Here is an 18,350-nt window from a genome sequence, read left to right on the forward strand (position 1 = left end):
ACGCGTCGGTTCACGACGCGCGCAGCGATCGCTACTGCGCCTTCACTAGCGGGCAGCCACCGTCTTTCAGCGGGCGAAACGCCTGATCGCCGGGCACCTCCGCCAGAACCTTGTAGTAATCCCACGGCGCCTTCGATTCTTCCGGCTTCTTCACCTCGAACAGGAACATCGAATGCACCATGCGGCCGTCCTCGCGCAGGAAGCCGTTGTCGGTGAAGGCGTCGCGCACCGGCATTTCGCGCATCTTCGCCAGCACCGTCTTGGTGTCCTTGCTGTTCGCTGCCTTGACGGCCTTTAGATAATGCAGCGTCGCGCTGTAGGTCGCAGCCTGGTTCATCGTCGGCATTCGCTTCATACGTTCGAAGTATTTCTTGCCGAACGCGCGGGTGCGGTCGTTGAGGTCCCAGTAATACGCCTCGGTGATGATCAGCCCGTTGGCCATCTTCAGCCCGAGGCTGTGGATGTCCGAGATGAACATCACGATGCCGGCGAGCTTCTGGCCGCCGGCGACGATGCCGAATTCGGCAGCCTGCTTGATCGTGTTGATGGTGTCGCCGCCGCCATTGGCCATACCGATGATCTTGGCCTTGGACGACTGCGCCTGCAGCAGGAACGACGAGAAGTCTGCATTGTTCAGCGGATGCCGCGCGCTGCCGACGATCTTGCCGCCATTGGCCTTCACCACCTCGCCGGTGTCGCGCTCGATCGAATGACCGAACAGATAATCCGCGGTGATGAAGAACCAGGTGTCGCCGCCGTTCTTGACGATTGCCGAGCCGACGGTGTGGGCGTTGGAGTACGTGTCGTAGGTCCAGTGCGCCGTGTAGGGCGAGCACGATTTGCCGGTGATGTCCGACGACGCCGCGTCGGTGACGATCATGATCTTCTCGAAACGCTTACTCATCTCCATCGCGGCGAGCGCGGTGGCCGAGGTCGGCAGGTCGACGATCATGTCGACGCCCTCGTTCTCGTACCATTTACGTGCCAGCGACGCGGCAATGTCGGGCTTGTTCTGGACGTCGGCCGAGATGAATTCGATCGGCTGGCCGAACATCGTGCCGCCCATCTCCTCGATTGCCATCTTGGCCGCTTCGACGTTGCCTGCGCCGCCGATGTCCGAATACACCGACTGGAAGTCGCCGAGCAGACCGATCTTCAGCGGACCCGGTTGCTGCGCGAACGCAGATCCTCCGAGTAGCAGCGGCGCGGCCAGCGTCACCGCTGCCGCCGCACGTTGAATGAAGTGCATGTTTCCTCCGGAAGTCTTTTTTGATGTGTTTGTGTCGGCCTTGTCGCCGGCCTCGCGCATGCGTGCTGTGCTTTTCCCCCGTGTGCCGCTTGTTTCCAGACGCCATTCTGCGCGCTTGCGCACGACGCGCGAGTGGCAGAACGTCGCAGGCCGCGATCCTCCTATCCGCGCCGCGGAATAAGCGCGAACTACGCGGCGGCCTGCTGCCGCGGCAGGAAGATCGCGACGTGGTGACAATGCGCCACCGGCGTCGTGCCGTTGGCGACGATCAGCGCGTCGAACTCGGCGAAGCGGTGGCCCTTTTTGTCGTAGTTCGCCGTCACCTTGGCGCGGGCGGTCAGCACGTCGTCGCCGCTGGCGGCGGCCAGCAGTTGCATCTTTGAGCCGACATGGATCCACGGCTGCAGCACGACATTGTCGACACAGACCCGGTTCATGATCCGCTGCAGCGTGCCGGGATGCACCAGATTGTGCTCACGATAGATCGGGTCGGTCTCGCGGATCTCGCCCAGATACTCGCGCAGTCTGTCGCCGCCCCAGCTCACCGGCGCGGTGCCGAACCAGTGACCTTCCGGAAACGCCTCGGGGCTGACCGGAGGCCGCGTCGCCACCACCGGCGTGTCCGGATAGGCGGCGAGATCGACCGCTGGCGCCCGCTCAGGCAGCGACGCCTGGCCGGTGGCGCATAGCTGATTTTGGCTTTCGACCTGCAGCGCGACGCCGTCGCCCTGCTTCTCGCCGGTCACCGTGGCGATTTCGCCGTCATACACCGGCTTGACGAACCGCGCCTCGATCAGCCCGCGCTCCAGGAAATCACGGCCCCAGCGCGTCACCGGCAGGTGCATCATGTAGGCCATCACCTCGACGCCGGGGACGAGACCGCCGGTGAAGCCGTAGCGCCGGGCCACGGTGTCGTCGTGCATCTTGTTTTCCGACTGGGTGGCGGTGTTGAAGGCGCGGACGCGCCAGGGCTCGAACGGAGCGGCCATGGATTCTCCCGGTTTGTTCGATCTTGTTGGCGATCGTGTCCGGCGATGCTACGCCAGCGCCGCGGCGGGCGTAAAGCGCCTCGCCACCCCTTGCACCGAGAGCGAATGACCGAACCCGCGCCCACCCGCATCTATGTCGACGCCGACGCCTGCCCGGTGAAGGATGAGATCTACAAGGTCGCGGAGCGCCACGGCCTGCCGGTCAGCGTCGTTGCCGGAGGCTTCATCCGCGTGCCGCAGCATCCTCTGATCGAGCGGATCGCGGCGGGTTCCGGCATGGATGCGGCCGACGACTGGATCGCGGAGCGGGTCCAGCCGGGCGATATCGTGATCACCGCCGATATTCCGCTGGCCAGCCGCTGTGTCAAAGCCGGCGCCGCGGTGATCGCCCCGAATGGCAAGCCGTTCACCGAGGAATCGATCGGCATGACGCTGGCGGTGCGCAATCTGATGACCGATCTGCGCTCGTCCGGCGAAATCACCGGCGGCCCGCGCGGCTTCACCCCGCGCGACCGCTCGACCTTTCTTTCGGCGCTCGACAGCGCGATCCGCCGGATCGCGCGTCGCCGCGCTTCGACTTGATGGACCCGATATGGCGCCGCCGCTGATCCAACTCAAAGACATCGCGCTAACCTTCGGCGGCGCGCCGCTGTTCGACGGCGTCGAACTCAGCGTCTCGGCCGGCGATCGGCTGTGCCTGATCGGCCGCAACGGCTCCGGCAAATCGACGCTCTTGAAGATCGTCGCCGGACTGATCGAGCCCGACCGCGGCAGCCGCTTCGTGCAGCCCGGCGCCACCATCCGCTATCTGCCGCAGGAGCCGGACTTCGACGGCTTCAAGACCACGCTGGCCTATGTCGAAGCCGGCCTCGCGCCCGGCGACGAGCACTATCAGGCCGCGTATCTGCTTGAACAGCTCGGCCTGCACGGCGACGAGGATCCGCAAAATCTCTCCGGCGGTGAAGCCCGCCGCGCCGCGCTGGCGCGCATCCTGGCGCCCGATCCGGACATCCTGCTGATCGACGAGCCGACCAACCATCTCGACCTCACCACCATCGAATGGCTGGAAAGCGATCTCGCGCAGCGCAAGAGCGCAATCGTGATGATCAGCCACGACCGCCGCTTCCTCGGCAATCTGTCGCGCGGCACCGCCTGGCTCGACCGCGGCGTGATCCGCCAGATCGACCGCGGCTTCTCGCAATTCGAAGCCTGGCGCGACGAGGTGCTGGCCGAGGAAGAGCGCGACCAGCACAAGCTCGACCGCAAGATCGTGATGGAAGAGCACTGGCTGCGCTACGGCGTCTCCGGCCGCCGCAAGCGCAACGTCAAGCGCCTCGCCGGCCTGCACGATCTGCGCGCGCAGCGCCGCGATTATCGCGGCCCCACCGGCAGCGCCAACCTCGCCGCCGCCGAAGCCGACAAATCCGGCAAGCTGGTGATCGAAGCCAAGGGCATCAGCAAGGCCTGGGGCGAGCGCACCATCGTCGACAATTTCTCGATCCGCATCAATCGCGGCGACCGCATCGGCATCGTCGGCCCCAACGGCGCCGGCAAGACCACGCTGATCAGCCTGCTGACCGGCGCCGAGCCGCCCGACTCCGGCAGCATCCGGCTCGGCACCCATCTCGAAGTCGCCACGCTCGATCAGCATCGCGACAGCCTCGACGCCAAAACCTCGCTGGCCGAAGCGCTGACCGGTGGCCGCGGCGATCAGGTGATGGTCGGCGGCAAGCCGCGCCACGTCATCGGCTACATGAAGGACTTTCTGTTCAAACAGGAGCAGGCCCGCACCCCGCTCGAGGCACTGTCCGGCGGCGAGCGCGGCCGGCTGATGCTGGCCCGCGCGCTGGCCAAGCCGTCGAACCTGCTGGTGCTCGACGAGCCGACCAACGATCTCGACCTCGAAACCCTCGACGTGCTCGAGGAGATGCTCGGCGACTATGAGGGCACGGTGATCCTGATCAGCCACGACCGCGACTTCCTAGACCGCGTCGTCACCTCGGTGATCGCGCCTGAGGGCGACGGCAAGTGGATCGAATATGCCGGCGGCTATTCCGACATGCTGGCGCAACGCGGCGCCGATCTCAGCCGCGCGCCGGCCGCCAAGGCCGCGAGCGAGCCGGGCACGGCAAAGCCCGCCGCCCCGCCGTCAGCGTCGAAGCGCAAGATGAGCTTCAACGACAAGCACGCGCTGGAGACCTTGCCCAAGACCATCGCCAAGCTCGAAGCCGAGATCGCCAAGCTGCAGGCCGAACTCGACGACCCGCAGCTCTACGCCAAGGACCGCGCCAAATTCGACAAACTCTCCGCCGCCCTCGCCAAAGCCCACGACGAGCATCAAGCAGCCGAACATCGCTGGCTCGAACTCGAAATGCTGCGCGAAGAGATCGAGAGCGCGTAAGTCTGCCTCGAACAATGCACCAGCAAAATAATCAAAGCCTCTCCCCGTCATTGCGAGCGAAGCGAAGCAATCCAGAAGCTCCGTGCACGGTGCGCTGGATTGCTTCGTCGCGGAGCCTGTACTCGGACGGCGCGAAGCGCCGATCCGGGTGCTCCTCGCAATGACGCAGCTCACGGAGCCCCCGATGACCACATCCCTCGCCGCCAAGATCGCGCGTGAGGTCGGCACACCGGCGCTGGTGATCGACATGGAGCGGGTCGAGCGCAACATCGCGCGGGTGCAGGCGATGTGTGACGCGGTGGGCGTCGCCAACCGGCCGCATATCAAGACCCACAAGTCGCCGCTGCTGGCGAAGATGCAGATCGACGCCGGCGCGCGCGGCATCACCTGCCAGAAGCTCGGCGAGGCCGAAGTCATGGCCGAGGCCGGCATCGACGATATCCTGATCAGCTACAATTTGCTCGGCGACGAGAAGATGGCCCGGCTCGGCGCGCTGCATGAACACGCGACGATGACGGTGGCCGCCGACAACGAGGTGGTGATCGCCGGCCTGCCCGCGGCCGCCGCGCGCGCCGGACGCCCGCTCGGCGTCGTGGTCGAATGCGACACCGGCCGCCAGCGCGCCGGCGTCGAAACGCCGGCCGAAGCGATCGCACTGGCGCGGATGATTGCCGCGTCCGACGGCCTCATCTTCAAGGGCTTCATGCTATACCCGACCGAAGACGGCTGGCCGCGCGCGCAGCGCTTCTTCGACGAGGCGCTCGCCGGCATCCGCGCCCACGGCCTCGACGCCGCGATGGTCTCGACCGGCGGCTCACCGAACCTTAAGAATCTCGGCCAGCTCAGCGGCGCGACCGAACATCGCCCCGGCACCTACATCTACAACGACCGCATGCAGGTCGCCGCCGGCGTCGCGGGCTGGGACGACTGCGCACTGACCGTGTACTCCACCGTCGTCAGCCGCGCCGGCCCGGAACGCGGCATCCTCGACGCCGGCTCCAAGACGCTGACCTCCGACCCCGGCGGCGGCCTCGACGGCTACGGCCTGATCCTCGACCACCCCGAAGCCCGCATCGCCAGATTCGCCGAAGAACACGGCTTCCTCGACCTCTCCCGCAGCAACTCCCGCCCCGCCATCGGCGACGTCGTGCGGATCGTGCCGAACCACGTCTGCGTGGTCGTCAATATGGTCGACGACGTGGTGATGGTGCGCGGCGAGGAGATTTTGGGGCTCTTGCCGGTCGCGGCGCGGGGCAAGCTGAAGTAATCACGAGGTACACGCGCGTGTAGTTCTTGCGCGGCGTATATGCAATCGCCCATGACACCCTCTCGTTCGTCATTCCGGGGCGCTCGCGCAGCGAGCGAACCCGGAATCCATATCCCCTAGACTCGCGGCGGACAAAGATGGCCCGAAGCCTGGGCGACGCCGCAAACACAGGGGGTATGGATTCCGGGCTCGCGCTTCGCGCGCCCCGGAATGACTCGTGGAGAGGATCCCGGCCCATCGTCCGTCATTGCGAGCGAAGCGAAGCAATCCAGCGCAGCGCACGACGCTGGATTGCTTCGTCGCTTCGCTCCTCGCAATGACGAAACGAACTACTCGACTTCGAGCAACCGCACCGCTGGTGGCATCATCGCCCCAGATACTTCGCCGCTCCCCGTCCCGCCGCGACACCTGTAGCGAAACATGCGGTCAGCAGATAGCCGCCAGTCGGCGCTTCCCAATCCAGCATCTCGCCCGCGGCGAATACGCTGGGCAGCTTGTGCAGCATGTAGCTGTCGTCGATCTCGTCAAGCACGATGCCGCCCGCTGTCGAGATCGCCCGCGCGATCGGTGCGACGCCGGTGAGGCGTAGCGGCACGGCGTTGATCAGGGCGGCGAGTTCGGGCGCGGACAGCGTCGCCAGCGCGCGGCCGGACGCCTGCGCGGCTTCGTGCAACAGCCCGATGCCCACCGGCGTCAGTCCCACCGCTTTACGCAAATACGTCGACAGCGATTGCTTTCCCTTCGGCTTGGCCAGCCGCGCCGCGAGCTGATCCGGGCCGAGGTCAGGCCGCAATGCGATCAGCAGCCGCGCCTCGCCGCGCGCCAGCACCGCATCGCGCAGCGGCGCCGACAGCGCGTAGATCGTGCCGCCTTCGATGCCGTCCCGCGTGATCACCGCCTCGCCGCGCAGGGTGCGGTCGCCGAACGACAGCGCGACATTCTTCAGTGGCGCGCCCTGATACTTGCCCGCGAATGGCGCCGACCACGCGGTGATGAAGCCGCAATTCGCCGGCCGTAGCGTCGCGATCGCGACGCCCTTGCCGGCGAGCAGCGGCACCCAGCCGCCGTCCGAGCCGAGCCGCGGCCAGCTGGCGCCGCCGAGCGCCAGCACGGTCGTGCGCGCCGCGACGGTCGCGGCGCCGGTCGCGGTGTCGAAACGCAGCCGGCCCTGCTCGTCCCAGCCGGTCCAGCGATGCCGCAGCCGCAGCTGCACGCCTTGCGCATCGAGCCGGCGCAGCCAGGCGCGCAGCAGCGGCGAAGCCTTCATCGCGGTCGGAAACAGCCGGCCGCTTGAGCCTACGAAGGTCGGCTGGCCAAGCTCGTCCGCCCAGCGCCGCAGCGCGTCCGGCGAGAACGCCTCGATCGCCGGCGCGAGCCGCGATTGCGCGGCGCCGTAGCGCGCGAGAAAGTCCGACAGCGCCTCGCTATGCGTCAGATTGAGCCCGCCGCGTCCGGCGAGAAGAAACTTGCGCGCCGGCGCCGCCATGCCGTCGAACACGACGACCCGCGCGCCCGCGCGCGCCAGCTGCTCAGCCGCCATCAGGCCGGCCGGCCCGGCCCCGATCACGGCGGCGTCGATGTCGAGGATGTCAGCCACGATGGCCTGCGCTGCAAATCATCCGGCGCTTATACACCACGCGGGGCCAGCGCAGAGATTCCGGGTTCGCCCTACGGGCGCCCCGGAATGACTCGGGGAGAGGCTTCGCCCCAAGCACGTCGTTCCGGGGCGCTCGCACTCGCGAGCGAACCCGGAACTTCGAGGAGTTCTGCGACTCAGAGATTCCGGGTTCGCCCGCAAGTGCGGGCGCCCCGGAATGACCCAAGCTTACAGCTTGATCCCAAGCCGCGCCGCCGCCTGCGCGACGTATTTCTGCGTCTGCTGGAAGGCGCCTTCGAGTGCCTGGGCCTTGGAGTCGTCGGTGATCTCGGCGAAATGCGCCGCGACGCCGTCGGGGGTCCACTCGTTTTCCGGCAGGTTGACGCCTTCGGTCTCGATGATCTTGATCTGCGCGAACGAGCCGGCGCCGGCGCCGAGCGTGGTGCGGGTGGGGGCGTTGTCGCTGAGCAGGAACAGCACCGCGGGCGTGATCGCCTCCGGCTTCATCAGCTGCAGCGCCTGCGGCGGCAGCAGCTCTTCGGTCATGCGGGTCGCGGCGGTCGGCGAGATGGTGTTGACGCGGATGTCGGTCTTGCGGCCTTCCTGCGCCAGCACGTTCATCAGCCCGACGATGCCGGCTTTCGCCGCGCCGTAATTGGCCTGACCGAAATTGCCGAACATGCCGGACGACGACGTTGTCAGCACGATGCGGCCGTAGTTGCGCTCCTTCATGCCGTCCCACACCGCCTTGCAGCAGTAGAACGTGCCGGCCAGATGCACGTCGATCACCTTCTGGAAATCGCTGAGCTCCATCTTGCCGAACGACTTGTCGCGCAGGATGCCGGCATTGGCGACCAAGAGATCGACGCTGCCCCACTCCTTCGTCGCCTTGGCGACCATCGCCTGGACCTGCTCGTAGTTCGAGACGTCGGCGCCGTCCGCCATCGCAGTGCCGCCGGCCTTCTTGATTTCCTCGACCACTGTCTCGGCCGCGGTCATCGAGCCGCCGGTGCCGTCGCGCGCGCCGCCGAAATCATTGACCACCACCTTGGCGCCGAGCGCCGCAAGGCCGAGCGCATGCGCGCGTCCGAGACCATTGCCCGCGCCGGTGACGATAGCGACGCGTCCGTCGAACCTGATAGCCATGTGTGTACTTCCCCGATTTATTGTTCGAAGTAGATCAGGCCGAGCCAGTCGGCGACCAGCGCCGAGCGCTTCTCGCCTTCGATCTCGACATTGACGCTGGTGCGCGACAGCAATTCGCCCGGTTTGCGCCAGCTGGCTTCCGCCAGCATGAACCGGCCGCGCACGCGCATGCCGGCCTTCACCGGCGAGATGAAGCGCAGCCGGTCGAAGCCGTAATTGACGCCCATGGTGACGCCCTTGATCTTCGGCATCGCCTCGTAGCTGAACACGCTGAGCATCGACAGCGTCAGGAAGCCGTGGGCGATGGTCGAGCCGAACGGCGTCTCGCGCGCGGCGCGCTCCGGATCGACATGGATGAACTGCCAGTCTTCGGTGCAGTCGGCGAAAGTGTCGATCCGCTTCTGATCCAGCACGTGCCATTCCGACACGCCGATTTCACTGCCGACCATCTTGAGATACGCGTCGCGTTCGACTTCAGCGCCCATTCGATCCTCGTTGTTTGCGCCGCACATTCCACATTTGACGAACCCGCGCCAAGCGAAATCTTCGCCGGCGCGGGCCGCAAAGTTCCGTGTTACGGGATGAGCGCGACCCGGCCGATCGCCTTGCGGTCGATCAACAGCCGCATGCCGCGCGCCCATTCGGTGAGCGGCACGCGGTGCGAGATATGCGGCCGCAGCACGCCCTGTTCGGCGAGTTCGAGCAGCTTGGCGATGCGCTGCTCACCGAGCGCGGGATCGCGCCGCACCGCTTCGCCGGCACGCACGCCGACCACGCTGGCGCCCTTCATCAGGATCAGATTGGTACGCGCCAGCCCGATGCCGCCGGTGAAGCCGACCACGAGCAGCCGCGCGCCCCAGTTGATACAGCGCACGCTGTCCTCGAAGATCTCGCCGCCGACCGGATCGAACACCACGTCGGCGCCGCGGCCACCGGTGATGCGCTTCACCGCGTCGCGGAACGGCTCGGCGCCATACAGCACGCCGTGATCGGCGCCGCGCGCTCGCGCGATCACCAGCTTCTCCTCGCTCGACGCCGCCGCGATCACCGTGGCGCCGAGATATTTGCCGACCTCGACCGCCGCGAGCCCGACGCCGCCGCCGGCGCCATGCACCAGCAGCACCTCGCCCTTTTTCAGGTGGCCGCGCTCGACCAGGCCGTGCCACGCCGTGCCGTGGCCGGCGAGATACGTTGCGGCCTCCGCGTAGTCGAAGGTCGACGGCGCCGGCGTCAGCTGCGACGCGGCCGCGACGACTTCCTCCGCATAGGCGCCGAACCGCAGCTTGACGATGACGCGGTCGCCGAGCTTGACGGCACTCACGGCGCTTCCGAGCTCGATCACGTCGCCGGCGGCTTCCATGCCGGGAATGAACGGCAGCTCCGGCTTGAGCTGGTACTCGCCGGCGCACATCAGGATGTCGGGGAAGTTGATGCCGGCGGCGCGGATCGCGATCCGCACCTCGCCGGGCTGTAACGCCTTGCGCTCACTGTCTTCCAGCCGCAACGCCTCGGGAGGCCCGAGTTCGCGGCAGATCACAATTTTCGGCATCAGGCGGCGCTCGCCTTGCGCCGCGCCAGCGCTTCACGAACCAGCGGCAAGCGATCGTTGCCGAAATACATGTCGGTCTTGTCCACGAAGATCGTCGGCGAGCCAAAGCCACCGCGCGCGATCACTTCGTCGGTGTTCTCTTTCAGCTGCTCCTTGATCGCCGGCTCGGCGATCGCGGCGAAGAACGCGTCCGGATCGAGCCCGACGCTCTGGCAGATCTCGTGCAGCACCGCGTCCATCGAGATGTCGAGGTCGCGGCCCCAATAGGCTTCAAACACCGCGGTCGCGAACGGCACCATCTTGTCGGCATCGTCGCGCAGCAGCCACAGGCAGCCGCGCATCGCCTTGACGCTGTTCACCGGAAACACCCGCGGCGGCATCTTGATCTCGAGCCCCGACGAGCGCGCCCAGTCCGCCAGGTCCTTCTTCATGTAGCGCGCCTTCAGCGGCACCGGCGTCTTGCGCGATTCATACACGCTCGGATTGACCGAATTGAAGATGCCCCCGACCAGGATCGGCTTCCAGACAATCTCCTCTCCCATCTCCTTCGCCAGCGGCTGGATGTTGTGAAAGGCGAGGTACGTCCACGGACTGGAGCAATCGAAAAACACTTCAAGCATCGGCGTTTCCTTTTCTTGGTTGTTGTTGGTTGTTGGTTGTTCGTTTTCATCAAACTCTCGTTCGTCATTCCGGGGCGCGCGCAGCGCGAACCCGGAATCCATAACCCCTATGCTCTCGGCTAAGCACAGCGCAGCGCCCGCCGTGCTCCACCACCCACACTGCGGCGTATGGATTCCGGGTTCGCGCAGCTTCGCTGCGCGCCCCGGAATGACGAAACGCAAATGTGGGCGTCCGCATCCCTCACTGCTGCTGCGCGCTTTGCGCATCCGCATGCGCCGGTTTGTCGACGCCGAACAGCAGTTTGCGGGCCTGTTCGTCCATCGGTTTGCGGTCTTCCTTGCCGAGCGCGAGGCCGGCCTGCAGCTTGGGGCGTTCGCGCAGGCGTGCGTACCAGCGTTGCACATTGGGGAATTCGTCTAGCGAAATGCCCTGCGCCTTGTGGGTCATGATCCAGGGAAAGCACGCCATGTCGGCGATCGAGTAGTCGGCGGCGATGTAGTCGCGGCCATCCAATTGCGTATTGAGCACGCCGTACAGCCGCTTCGCCTCGCGGGTGTAGCGATCAATCGCATATGGGATCTTCTCCGGCGCGTAGAGCAGGAAATGGCCGTTCTGGCCGAGCATCGGCCCGAGCCCAGCCATCTGCCACATCACCCACTGCATCACCTCGAACCGCGGCCGGGTGGCGGCCGGCATGAACTTGCCGGTCTTCTCCGCCAGATAAATCAGGATGGCGCCGCTCTCGAACACGCTGAGCGGCGCGCCGCCATCGGCCGGGGCGTGGTCGACGATCGCCGGCATCCGGCCGTTCGGCGACAGCTTGAGATAGTCCGGCTTGTGCTGGTCGCCGCGGCCGAGCTGCATCGGCACCAGCTTGTACGGCAGGCCGCATTCTTCCAGCATGATCGAAATCTTCCAGCCGTTCGGGGTCGGCGCGTAAAACAGCTCGATCATGCGGGCTCCCTGCTTCTTGTCGACGGGCTTGGGCCGATCCTAGCCCGGCTGCCGCGGACTTGTCACCTTCGTCGCGGCCGGCTGTACGACGGGGCCGAGACATGGCAGAGAGATCGCCCCCAACCTGCGGAGTGACCGATGCTGTTTCCGACCACGATCGCCGGCTCGTTGCCGAAGCCCGAATGGCTCGCCGAGCCCAACAAGCTGTGGGCGCCGTGGCAATCCAGCGGCGAGGAACTCGCCCGCGCCAAGCGCGACGCCACCATCCTGGCGCTGAAGCTGCAGGAAGATTACGGCGTCGACATCGTCACCGAGGGCGAGCAGGCGCGACAGCATTTCGTCCACGGCTTTCTCGAGGCGGTCGAAGGCATCGACTTCGCCCACAAGGTCGAGATGGGCATCCGAAATGATCGTTACAAAGCAATGGTGCCGCAGGTCGTTGCGCCGCTGCGGCTGAAGGGCCGCGTGCATGGCTTCGAGGGCCAGATCGCGCGGGCGCATACCACGCACAAGATCAAGTTCACCCTGCCCGGCCCGATGACGATCATCGACACCATCGCGGATCGCTTCTACGGCGACCGCGTCAAGATGGCGTTCGCCTTCGCCGAGCTCTTGAACGAGGAAGCCAAGGCGCTGGAAGCCGACGGCATCGACATGATCCAGTTCGACGAGCCGGCGTTCAACGTCTACATGAGCGACGCCGCCGACTGGGGCGTCAAGGCGCTGGAGCGCGCCGCGCAGGGCCTCAGTTGCGCCACCGCCGTGCACATCTGCTACGGCTACGGCATCAAGGCCAACACCGACTGGAAAGAGACGCTGGGCGATCAGTGGCGGCAATACGAGGACATCTTCCCGGCGATCGATGCCAGCTCGATCCAGCAGGTCGCGGTCGAGTGCCGCAACTCCAAGGTGCCGCTCGAGCTGTTGTCGCTGCTGAAGGGCAAGATCGTCCAGGCCGGCGTCATCGACGTCGCCAGCGACGAGGTCGAGACCGCCGAAGACGTCTGCGCCACCATCGAGGCGGTGATGCGCTACGTGCCGAAAAGCAACATCGTCGCCACCACCAATTGCGGCATGGCCCCGATGCGCCGCGATATCGCCGAAGCCAAGCTGGCGGCGCTGGGCGCCGGCGCGGAGCTGGCGCGGGAGCGGTTCAAGTAAGCGGGGCAGTGCTGGCGAGCGGACGGTTCAAGTAATTGGACGCCAGCGCCGTTGCATCGCCGGCCTCGCGTTCGCCACCGCCCTCTCCCCGTCATTCCGGGGCGCCGCGTAGCGGCGAGCCCGGAATCCATAGCCCCTGACCTTAATTGTTAGAGCGAGTCCTAGCCCCGGTGCTCATCGCACGCACGGGGGCTATGGATTCCGGGCTCGCGCCAAGAGGCGCGCCCCGGAATGACGGGGTTAGGTGGTGCCTGCGCTCGGATGCAGCGCTGGCTGATAGCCTGCACGAAGCGTCCGCAACGTCGATGGCGGTGTGAGTAAGACTGGCGTCGGTTGGCGATTTAGCGTGCTGCGGTCGATTGGATAATAGCCGTCGAAGGACCAGCGCAGCGGCGTCCCTTGCGCGATCAGATAACATTCGTCGTCCGCTGCCACCATCGCCCCATCCGGCAACGCGCTGATCGCGCACGGCAGCGGATGCAGCCGCTTGGCCTTGCCGTCGAGCCGCTCGCGATGCAGCACCGCATCGATCTCCTTCGCGCTCACCCGTGCAAGGCCGTTGCCTTGCGCCCAGGCCGCGGCGAAGCGGCTCGCGTCGTCGCGGCGGCAGAAGTAACAGGGGCGATGCCCCGCCGCGAGCGCGGTGGCCTCGTCGAGGAAGAACAGCTCGGTCCAGCTCCGCGTCGCCATCACGGCGCGGCGGCGGCCGCGGAAGTCGCAGACGCAAATGAGCCACGCCGGGTTCGACCAGCGCCGGCTCAGCAGCGTCCGCGTCGCCGGATCATGGATGATGCCGCGATTGCCGGTGAATAGTCCGCGCGCCGCCACCGCCAGGATGTCCCCGAACGGCGTCACGCGGTTTTGCAGCGGCATGAGAACTCCTGATCTCGCGCACGGCTTCTCCCCGCGCACGGCGCGCTCCTTCTCCCCGCGCGCGGGGAGAAGGCTGGGATGAGGGGGCGTTCCCGCGCGGCCGAGCGCCTGCGATGTATTCATCCGCACTCACACGAGCCGCCCGAAAAGCTCAGGCCCGCGGAGGCGCCCCCTCACCCGGATTGCTGCGCAATCCGACCTCTCCCCGCGCGCGGGGAGAGGTTAGGCTGCGACGCGCTCTCCGCGTCATTGCGAGGAGCGAAGCGACGAAGCAATCCAGCTTCGTGCTCGGGGCTGGATTGCTTCGCTTCGCTCGCAATGACGGATGCTACGCCGCCCCATCCTTCAGCGGCGGCTGGAAGCTGAGGCCGGTGTCCCACGGGAAGAAGATCCAGGTGTCCTGCGAGACTTCGGTGATGAAGGTGTCGACCAGCGGCTTGCCTTGCGGCTTGGCGTAGACGGTGGCGAAATGCGCGTCGGGCAACAGGTCGCGGACCATGCGGCCGGTTTTGCCGGTGTCGACCAGATCGTCGACAATCAACAGGCCCTTGCCGGTGCCGCCTCCGAGCGCGGCGGTCTGCTCGGAGACGCCTTTCAGCACCTGCAATTCGCCCTGCTTGTCGTGCGCGTAGCTGGCGATGCAGATGGTGTCGATCACCCGCAGCCCGAGTTCGCGCGCCACGATCGCGGCCGGCACCAGCCCGCCGCGGGTGATGGCGATCACCGCGTGAAACGGGCCGACCTCGTTGAGCCGCCAGGTCAGCGCCCGGCAGTCGCGGTGAAACTGATCCCACGACACCGGAAACGGCCGGCCGGCGCGCTGCTCGTTTTCCATTCACAACTCCAGTTTCTCCGTCATTGCGAGGAGCGAAGCGACGAAGCAATCCAGCACCGTGCACGGAGCTGGATTGCTTCGCTTCGCTCGCAATGACGGAAGCGAGGTGCCTCAACCAGTCCGCGCGCCCTGCAGCTCCGCCAGCATCTGCTTCACCGCGGTCATCGCCGCCTGCAGCTTCTCCGGGTCGCGCGAGCGCACCACGAGGTTGGTGTTCGGCTTGCGCTCCTCGTCGAGGAACGGGTAGCTGCCGATCATCGTATCCGGATGCGCCGCGGCGATTGCCCGCAGCGGTCCGCCGATGTCGCCCTCGCGGGCGTCGGCCTTGACGGTCTCCGACAGCATCTTCACGCCGGACTTCAGCTTCGGCGCGACGATGTCCATCATCGCCTGCATGATCGACGGCACGCCGGCCATCACGATGACATTGCCGATCTTGAAGCCGGGCGCGATGATGGTGGCGCTCTGGATCAACTCGGCGCCCTCCGGGATCCGCGCCATCCGCAGCCGCGCCTCGTTGAGTTCGGCCTCGGAAAACCGCTCGCGGAACCGCGCCACCACCTCGGGGTGATAGCCGATCGCCACGCCGAACGCCTTGGCGACACAATCGGCGGTGATGTCGTCGTGGGTCGGGCCGATGCCGCCGGTGGTGAAGACGTAGGTGTAGCGATGGCGCAGCGCGTCGAGCGCCTCGATGATCGCGTCCTCGTCGTCGGCAACGACGCGCACCTCGCGCAGATCGATAGCGATGTTTGTGAGGTATTCGGCGATGAAGCCGATGTTCTTGTCCTTGGTGCGGCCGGACAGGATCTCGTCGCCGATCACCAGAATACCCGCCGTGACGATGTCGCTCATGACGTCCCTTGTCCCTCCCGGCTGGGGTCCAGCCGTCTCAACTTGCACTTTGGCACTTATTTGAGCGGGCCGTCGCCCGTTTTTCGGGCAACCTTGCGCCGCGCTCGCAGAAATCGCTCGGGTCCATCCATATCTTGCTGGCCCGGCGCTTGCTACCACCGTGTTCCGTGCTGCACTCTGGTGCAAACAGCTTTGGAATCAATTTGGCGACATGGCAGTTGCGTTTGATGAGATGAACGGCCCCGGCGGCGAGCCCCGCCAGGCCTACCAGGAATTGTCCCGCTGGCTTGCCGACACCCCGTCCGAGGCGCTCGCCCACCGGCGCGAGGAAGCGGAGATGCTGTTCCGGCGGATCGGCATCACCTTTGCGGTCTACGGCGACGCCGAAGCCCAGGAGCGGCTGATCCCGTTCGACGTCATCCCGCGCATCCTGTCCGGCCGCGAATGGGCCCGGATGGAACTCGGGCTGAAGCAGCGGGTGCGCGCGCTCAATCTGTTTCTGCGCGACATCTATCACGGCCGCGACATCCTGCGCGCCAATATCATCCCGCACGATCTGATCTTTCAGAACCCGGTGTTCCGCCCGGAGATGAACGGCCAGGCCGTGCCGCACGACGTCTACGTCCACATCGCCGGGATCGATCTCGTCCGGGTCGACGACGAGGATTTCTACGTCTTGGAGGACAACGCGCGGACGCCGTCCGGCGTGTCCTACATGCTGGAAAACCGCGAAGTGATGATGCGGCTGTTTCCGGACCTGTTCGCCCGCCACCGCATTGCGCCGGTCGAGCGCTATCCGGACGAACTCCTGACCGCGCTGCGCTCGGTGGCGCCGGCGCATTCGTCCTCGGAGCCGACCGTCGCGCTGATGACGCCCGGCGTCTACAACTCCGCGTATTACGAGCACTCGTTCCTCGCCGACAAGCTCGGCATCGAGCTGGTCGAGGGCCGCGACCTCATCGTCAAGAACGACGAGGTGTTCATGCGCACCACCGAGGGGCTGAAGCGCGTCGACGTGATCTATCGCCGGGTCGACGACGATTTCATCGATCCGCTCACCTTCCGTCCGGATTCGGCGCTCGGCGTGCCCGGCCTGATGTCGGCGTACCGCGCCGGCAATGTCACGCTCGCGAATGCGGTCGGCACCGGCATCGCCGACGACAAGGCGGTTTACAGCTACATGCCGGAGATCGTGAAGTTCTACCTCGGCGAGGAGCCGATCCTGAAGAACGTCCCGACCTGGCGCTGCCGTGAGCCGGCGGACCTCGCTTACGTGCTCGATCACTTGGGCGAACTCGTCGTCAAGGAGGTGCACGGCTCCGGCGGCTACGGCATGCTGATCGGCCCCGCCGCCACCAAGGCGACGATCGAGGCGTTCCGCGACAAGCTCAAGCGCGAGCCGGAAGGCTTCATCGCCCAACCGACGCTGGCGCTGTCGACCTGCCCGACCTGCACCGATGCCGGCCTCGCCCCGCGCCACGTCGACCTGCGTCCGTTCGTGCTCACCGGCCGCGACCACGTCACCATCGTCCCCGGCGGCCTGACCCGCGTCGCGCTGAAAGAAGGCTCGCTGGTCGTCAACTCCAGCCAGGGCGGCGGGACCAAGGACACGTGGATTTTGGATGAGTAGCTTCGCCCAGAACGGTCAGCGCCGTCGCAACCGCTGCCTGCTCCCCTCCCCCTTGCGGGGAGGGGTCGGGGGTGGGGGTCCACAACGGGAGCCTCACCTCGCGTCACCCCCCACCCCGCCCCTCCCCCGCAAGGGGGGAGCGAGAACGCTGTCGCCGAGTTCGCTCCATGCTCTCCCGCACCGCTGAAAATCTGTTCTGGCTCGCCCGCTATGTCGAACGCGCAGAGTATCTGGCGCGGACGATCGAGGCGACGCTGCGCGTCACCGCTTTGCCCAACACCTATTCGGGCCAGGGCAACGAGTGGGACTCGGCGCTGCTGACGGCCGGCGTCGCCGCGAGCTTCTACACGCACTATGAGGAAGCCAACGAGCCCAACGTCGTCGAATTCCTGGCGTTCGCTTCGACCAACCCGTCGTCGATCCGCAATTGCATCGAGGCGGCGCGGCTCAACGCGCGCTCGGTGCGCACCGCGCTGACCGGCGAGATGTGGGCGACCATCAACAGCACCTGGATCGAATTGCAGGAGCGATGGAGCAAGGGCGCCAAGACCCGCGAACAGCTCGACGGCTTCCTGCGTTTCGTCCAGGAAGCTTCGCTGCGGTTCGACGGCTCGGCCTATCGCACCATGCTGCGCAACGACGCTTACTGGTTCTCGCGGCTCGGCGTGCATCTGGAGCGCGCCGACAACACCGCGCGCATCCTCGACGTCAAATATCATCTGCTGCTGCCCGAGGAAGAGCACGTCGGCGGCCCGCTCGATTACTATCAGTGGTCGTCGATCCTGCGCTCGGTGTCGGCGCAGACCGCCTATCATTGGGTGTATCGGCAGACGCTGAAGCCGTGGCTGATCGCCGACCTGTTGATCCTCAACGACAGCCTGCCGCGCTCGCTGGCCTCGTGCTACGGCGACCTCGTCCGCAATCTCGACCAGATCGGCGTCGCCTATGGCCGGCAGGGCCCGGCGCAGCGCCACGCCCGCGGCATGCGCAACCGGCTCGAACATTCCGACATGGAAGACATCTTCCAGCGCGGGCTGCACGAATTCATCCAGGAGTTCCTGGCCGACAACAGCCGGCTCGGCGAGATCATCGCCAAGCAATATCTGATCTGACGCAATTTCCCGGGCGCGTGTCGCGCCGCCGGGATCACGCGCCTTCGAAAAATGCGGGCACGCCGGCGATTCCAGCAAAGCCCCCGCTCTTATAGCTGATATAGTCCGCGC

The 18,350-nt window shown here is 66.3% G+C and carries 17 protein-coding genes; 6 read left to right on the forward strand and 11 right to left on the reverse strand.

Annotation, left to right across the window (positions count from 1 at the left end; all coding sequences use genetic code 11):
* Positions 1-31: 31 nt before the first annotated feature.
* Both D4Q52_RS13750 and D4Q52_RS13755 read right to left on the reverse strand, forming a co-directional pair.
* Entirely contained in the window at positions 32-1,249 is a 1,218-nt protein-coding gene (locus tag D4Q52_RS13750) for an ABC transporter substrate-binding protein (RefSeq protein ID WP_119857142.1), read from the reverse strand.
* Between the two features lie 188 nt (positions 1,250-1,437).
* Positions 1,438-2,238, reverse strand: coding sequence for a hypothetical protein (locus D4Q52_RS13755; RefSeq protein WP_119857143.1), 801 nt, complete (start codon positions 2,236-2,238; stop codon positions 1,438-1,440).
* A 105-nt stretch (positions 2,239-2,343) separates the two neighbouring features.
* Between D4Q52_RS13755 and D4Q52_RS13760 the strand changes: the two genes are divergently transcribed.
* The 3 genes from D4Q52_RS13760 to D4Q52_RS13775 all read left to right on the forward strand — a co-directional run bounded on the left by D4Q52_RS13760 (position 2,344) and on the right by D4Q52_RS13775 (position 5,906).
* Positions 2,344-2,820 (forward strand): YaiI/YqxD family protein, encoded by a 477-nt coding sequence (locus tag D4Q52_RS13760; protein ID WP_119857144.1) that lies wholly within the window; start codon positions 2,344-2,346, stop codon positions 2,818-2,820.
* Between the two features lie 10 nt (positions 2,821-2,830).
* Positions 2,831-4,639: an ABC-F family ATP-binding cassette domain-containing protein gene (locus D4Q52_RS13765; protein WP_119857145.1), complete on the forward strand. Its 1,809-nt coding sequence runs from the start codon at positions 2,831-2,833 to the stop codon at positions 4,637-4,639.
* Between the two features lie 184 nt (positions 4,640-4,823).
* On the forward strand, positions 4,824-5,906 hold the full coding sequence (locus D4Q52_RS13775; protein ID WP_119857146.1) for an alanine racemase: 1,083 nt from the start codon (positions 4,824-4,826) through the stop codon (positions 5,904-5,906).
* A 364-nt stretch (positions 5,907-6,270) separates the two neighbouring features.
* On the opposite strand, the gene D4Q52_RS13780 is transcribed toward D4Q52_RS13775, so the two are convergent.
* The 6 genes from D4Q52_RS13780 to D4Q52_RS13805 form a co-directional block, all read right to left on the reverse strand.
* Positions 6,271-7,503 carry an NAD(P)/FAD-dependent oxidoreductase gene (locus D4Q52_RS13780; protein ID WP_119857147.1) on the reverse strand — a complete coding sequence of 411 codons (1,233 nt, stop codon included), beginning with the start codon at positions 7,501-7,503 and terminating at the stop codon, positions 6,271-6,273.
* A gap of 228 nt (positions 7,504-7,731) precedes the next feature.
* Positions 7,732-8,649, reverse strand: a complete 918-nt coding sequence (locus D4Q52_RS13785; protein ID WP_119857148.1) for an SDR family NAD(P)-dependent oxidoreductase — start codon at positions 8,647-8,649, stop codon at positions 7,732-7,734.
* A 17-nt stretch (positions 8,650-8,666) separates the two neighbouring features.
* Positions 8,667-9,134: a MaoC family dehydratase gene (locus D4Q52_RS13790; protein ID WP_119857149.1), complete on the reverse strand. Its 468-nt coding sequence runs from the start codon at positions 9,132-9,134 to the stop codon at positions 8,667-8,669.
* An 89-nt stretch (positions 9,135-9,223) separates the two neighbouring features.
* Positions 9,224-10,198: an NADPH:quinone oxidoreductase family protein gene (locus D4Q52_RS13795; protein ID WP_119857150.1), complete on the reverse strand. Its 975-nt coding sequence runs from the start codon at positions 10,196-10,198 to the stop codon at positions 9,224-9,226.
* Positions 10,198-10,818: a 2-hydroxychromene-2-carboxylate isomerase gene (locus tag D4Q52_RS13800; RefSeq protein ID WP_119857257.1), complete on the reverse strand. Its 621-nt coding sequence runs from the start codon at positions 10,816-10,818 to the stop codon at positions 10,198-10,200. The genes D4Q52_RS13795 and D4Q52_RS13800 overlap by 1 nt, the downstream gene beginning before the upstream one ends.
* A 241-nt stretch (positions 10,819-11,059) precedes the next feature.
* Positions 11,060-11,773, reverse strand: a complete 714-nt coding sequence (locus D4Q52_RS13805; RefSeq protein WP_119857151.1) for a glutathione S-transferase N-terminal domain-containing protein — start codon at positions 11,771-11,773, stop codon at positions 11,060-11,062.
* Between the two features lie 138 nt (positions 11,774-11,911).
* Here D4Q52_RS13805 and D4Q52_RS13810 point away from each other — a divergent pair, with 138 nt between their 5' ends.
* Positions 11,912-12,934, forward strand: coding sequence for a methionine synthase (locus tag D4Q52_RS13810; protein ID WP_119857152.1), 1,023 nt, complete (start codon positions 11,912-11,914; stop codon positions 12,932-12,934).
* Positions 12,935-13,174: 240 nt separating this feature from the next.
* Here D4Q52_RS13810 and D4Q52_RS13815 read toward each other — a convergent pair whose 3' ends face one another.
* The 3 genes from D4Q52_RS13815 to D4Q52_RS13825 all read right to left on the reverse strand — a co-directional run bounded on the left by D4Q52_RS13815 (position 13,175) and on the right by D4Q52_RS13825 (position 15,497).
* Positions 13,175-13,807: a hypothetical protein gene (locus D4Q52_RS13815; protein ID WP_119857153.1), complete on the reverse strand. Its 633-nt coding sequence runs from the start codon at positions 13,805-13,807 to the stop codon at positions 13,175-13,177.
* A gap of 328 nt (positions 13,808-14,135) precedes the next feature.
* Positions 14,136-14,642 carry a xanthine phosphoribosyltransferase gene (gene gpt / locus D4Q52_RS13820; RefSeq protein WP_119857154.1) on the reverse strand — a complete coding sequence of 169 codons (507 nt, stop codon included), beginning with the start codon at positions 14,640-14,642 and terminating at the stop codon, positions 14,136-14,138.
* Between the two features lie 111 nt (positions 14,643-14,753).
* Positions 14,754-15,497 carry a competence/damage-inducible protein A gene (locus D4Q52_RS13825; protein ID WP_119857155.1) on the reverse strand — a complete coding sequence of 248 codons (744 nt, stop codon included), beginning with the start codon at positions 15,495-15,497 and terminating at the stop codon, positions 14,754-14,756.
* 211 nt (positions 15,498-15,708) lie between these two features.
* Between D4Q52_RS13825 and D4Q52_RS13830 the strand changes: the two genes are divergently transcribed.
* Positions 15,709-17,127 carry a circularly permuted type 2 ATP-grasp protein gene (locus D4Q52_RS13830; RefSeq protein WP_119857156.1) on the forward strand — a complete coding sequence of 473 codons (1,419 nt, stop codon included), beginning with the start codon at positions 15,709-15,711 and terminating at the stop codon, positions 17,125-17,127.
* 167 nt (positions 17,128-17,294) lie between these two features.
* On the forward strand, positions 17,295-18,239 hold the full coding sequence (locus D4Q52_RS13835; RefSeq protein ID WP_119857157.1) for an alpha-E domain-containing protein: 945 nt from the start codon (positions 17,295-17,297) through the stop codon (positions 18,237-18,239).
* Positions 18,240-18,350 lie beyond the last annotated feature (111 nt).

It is taken from the genome of Rhodopseudomonas palustris, assembly GCF_003591005.1.
Taxonomy (GTDB): domain Bacteria; phylum Pseudomonadota; class Alphaproteobacteria; order Rhizobiales; family Xanthobacteraceae; genus Rhodopseudomonas; species Rhodopseudomonas palustris_K.

What these genes read in the sequence shown, in the direction of transcription:
- D4Q52_RS13750 (WP_119857142.1), bottom strand. Translation starts at nt 1,249, where the DNA reads ATGCACTTCATTCAACGTGCGGCGGCAGCGGTGACGCTGGCCGCGCCG.
- D4Q52_RS13755 (WP_119857143.1), bottom strand. Translation starts at nt 2,238, where the DNA reads ATGGCCGCTCCGTTCGAGCCCTGGCGCGTCCGCGCCTTCAACACCGCC.
- D4Q52_RS13760 (WP_119857144.1), top strand. Translation starts at nt 2,344, where the DNA reads ATGACCGAACCCGCGCCCACCCGCATCTATGTCGACGCCGACGCCTGC.
- D4Q52_RS13765 (WP_119857145.1), top strand. Translation starts at nt 2,831, where the DNA reads ATGGCGCCGCCGCTGATCCAACTCAAAGACATCGCGCTAACCTTCGGC.
- D4Q52_RS13775 (WP_119857146.1), top strand. Translation starts at nt 4,824, where the DNA reads ATGACCACATCCCTCGCCGCCAAGATCGCGCGTGAGGTCGGCACACCG.
- D4Q52_RS13785 (WP_119857148.1), bottom strand. Translation starts at nt 8,649, where the DNA reads ATGGCTATCAGGTTCGACGGACGCGTCGCTATCGTCACCGGCGCGGGC.
- D4Q52_RS13790 (WP_119857149.1), bottom strand. Translation starts at nt 9,134, where the DNA reads ATGGGCGCTGAAGTCGAACGCGACGCGTATCTCAAGATGGTCGGCAGT.
- D4Q52_RS13795 (WP_119857150.1), bottom strand. Translation starts at nt 10,198, where the DNA reads ATGCCGAAAATTGTGATCTGCCGCGAACTCGGGCCTCCCGAGGCGTTG.
- D4Q52_RS13800 (WP_119857257.1), bottom strand. Translation starts at nt 10,818, where the DNA reads ATGCTTGAAGTGTTTTTCGATTGCTCCAGTCCGTGGACGTACCTCGCC.
- D4Q52_RS13805 (WP_119857151.1), bottom strand. Translation starts at nt 11,773, where the DNA reads ATGATCGAGCTGTTTTACGCGCCGACCCCGAACGGCTGGAAGATTTCG.
- D4Q52_RS13810 (WP_119857152.1), top strand. Translation starts at nt 11,912, where the DNA reads ATGCTGTTTCCGACCACGATCGCCGGCTCGTTGCCGAAGCCCGAATGG.
- D4Q52_RS13815 (WP_119857153.1), bottom strand. Translation starts at nt 13,807, where the DNA reads ATGCCGCTGCAAAACCGCGTGACGCCGTTCGGGGACATCCTGGCGGTG.
- gpt (WP_119857154.1), bottom strand. Translation starts at nt 14,642, where the DNA reads ATGGAAAACGAGCAGCGCGCCGGCCGGCCGTTTCCGGTGTCGTGGGAT.
- D4Q52_RS13825 (WP_119857155.1), bottom strand. Translation starts at nt 15,497, where the DNA reads ATGAGCGACATCGTCACGGCGGGTATTCTGGTGATCGGCGACGAGATC.
- D4Q52_RS13830 (WP_119857156.1), top strand. Translation starts at nt 15,709, where the DNA reads ATGGCAGTTGCGTTTGATGAGATGAACGGCCCCGGCGGCGAGCCCCGC.
- D4Q52_RS13835 (WP_119857157.1), top strand. Translation starts at nt 17,295, where the DNA reads ATGCTCTCCCGCACCGCTGAAAATCTGTTCTGGCTCGCCCGCTATGTC.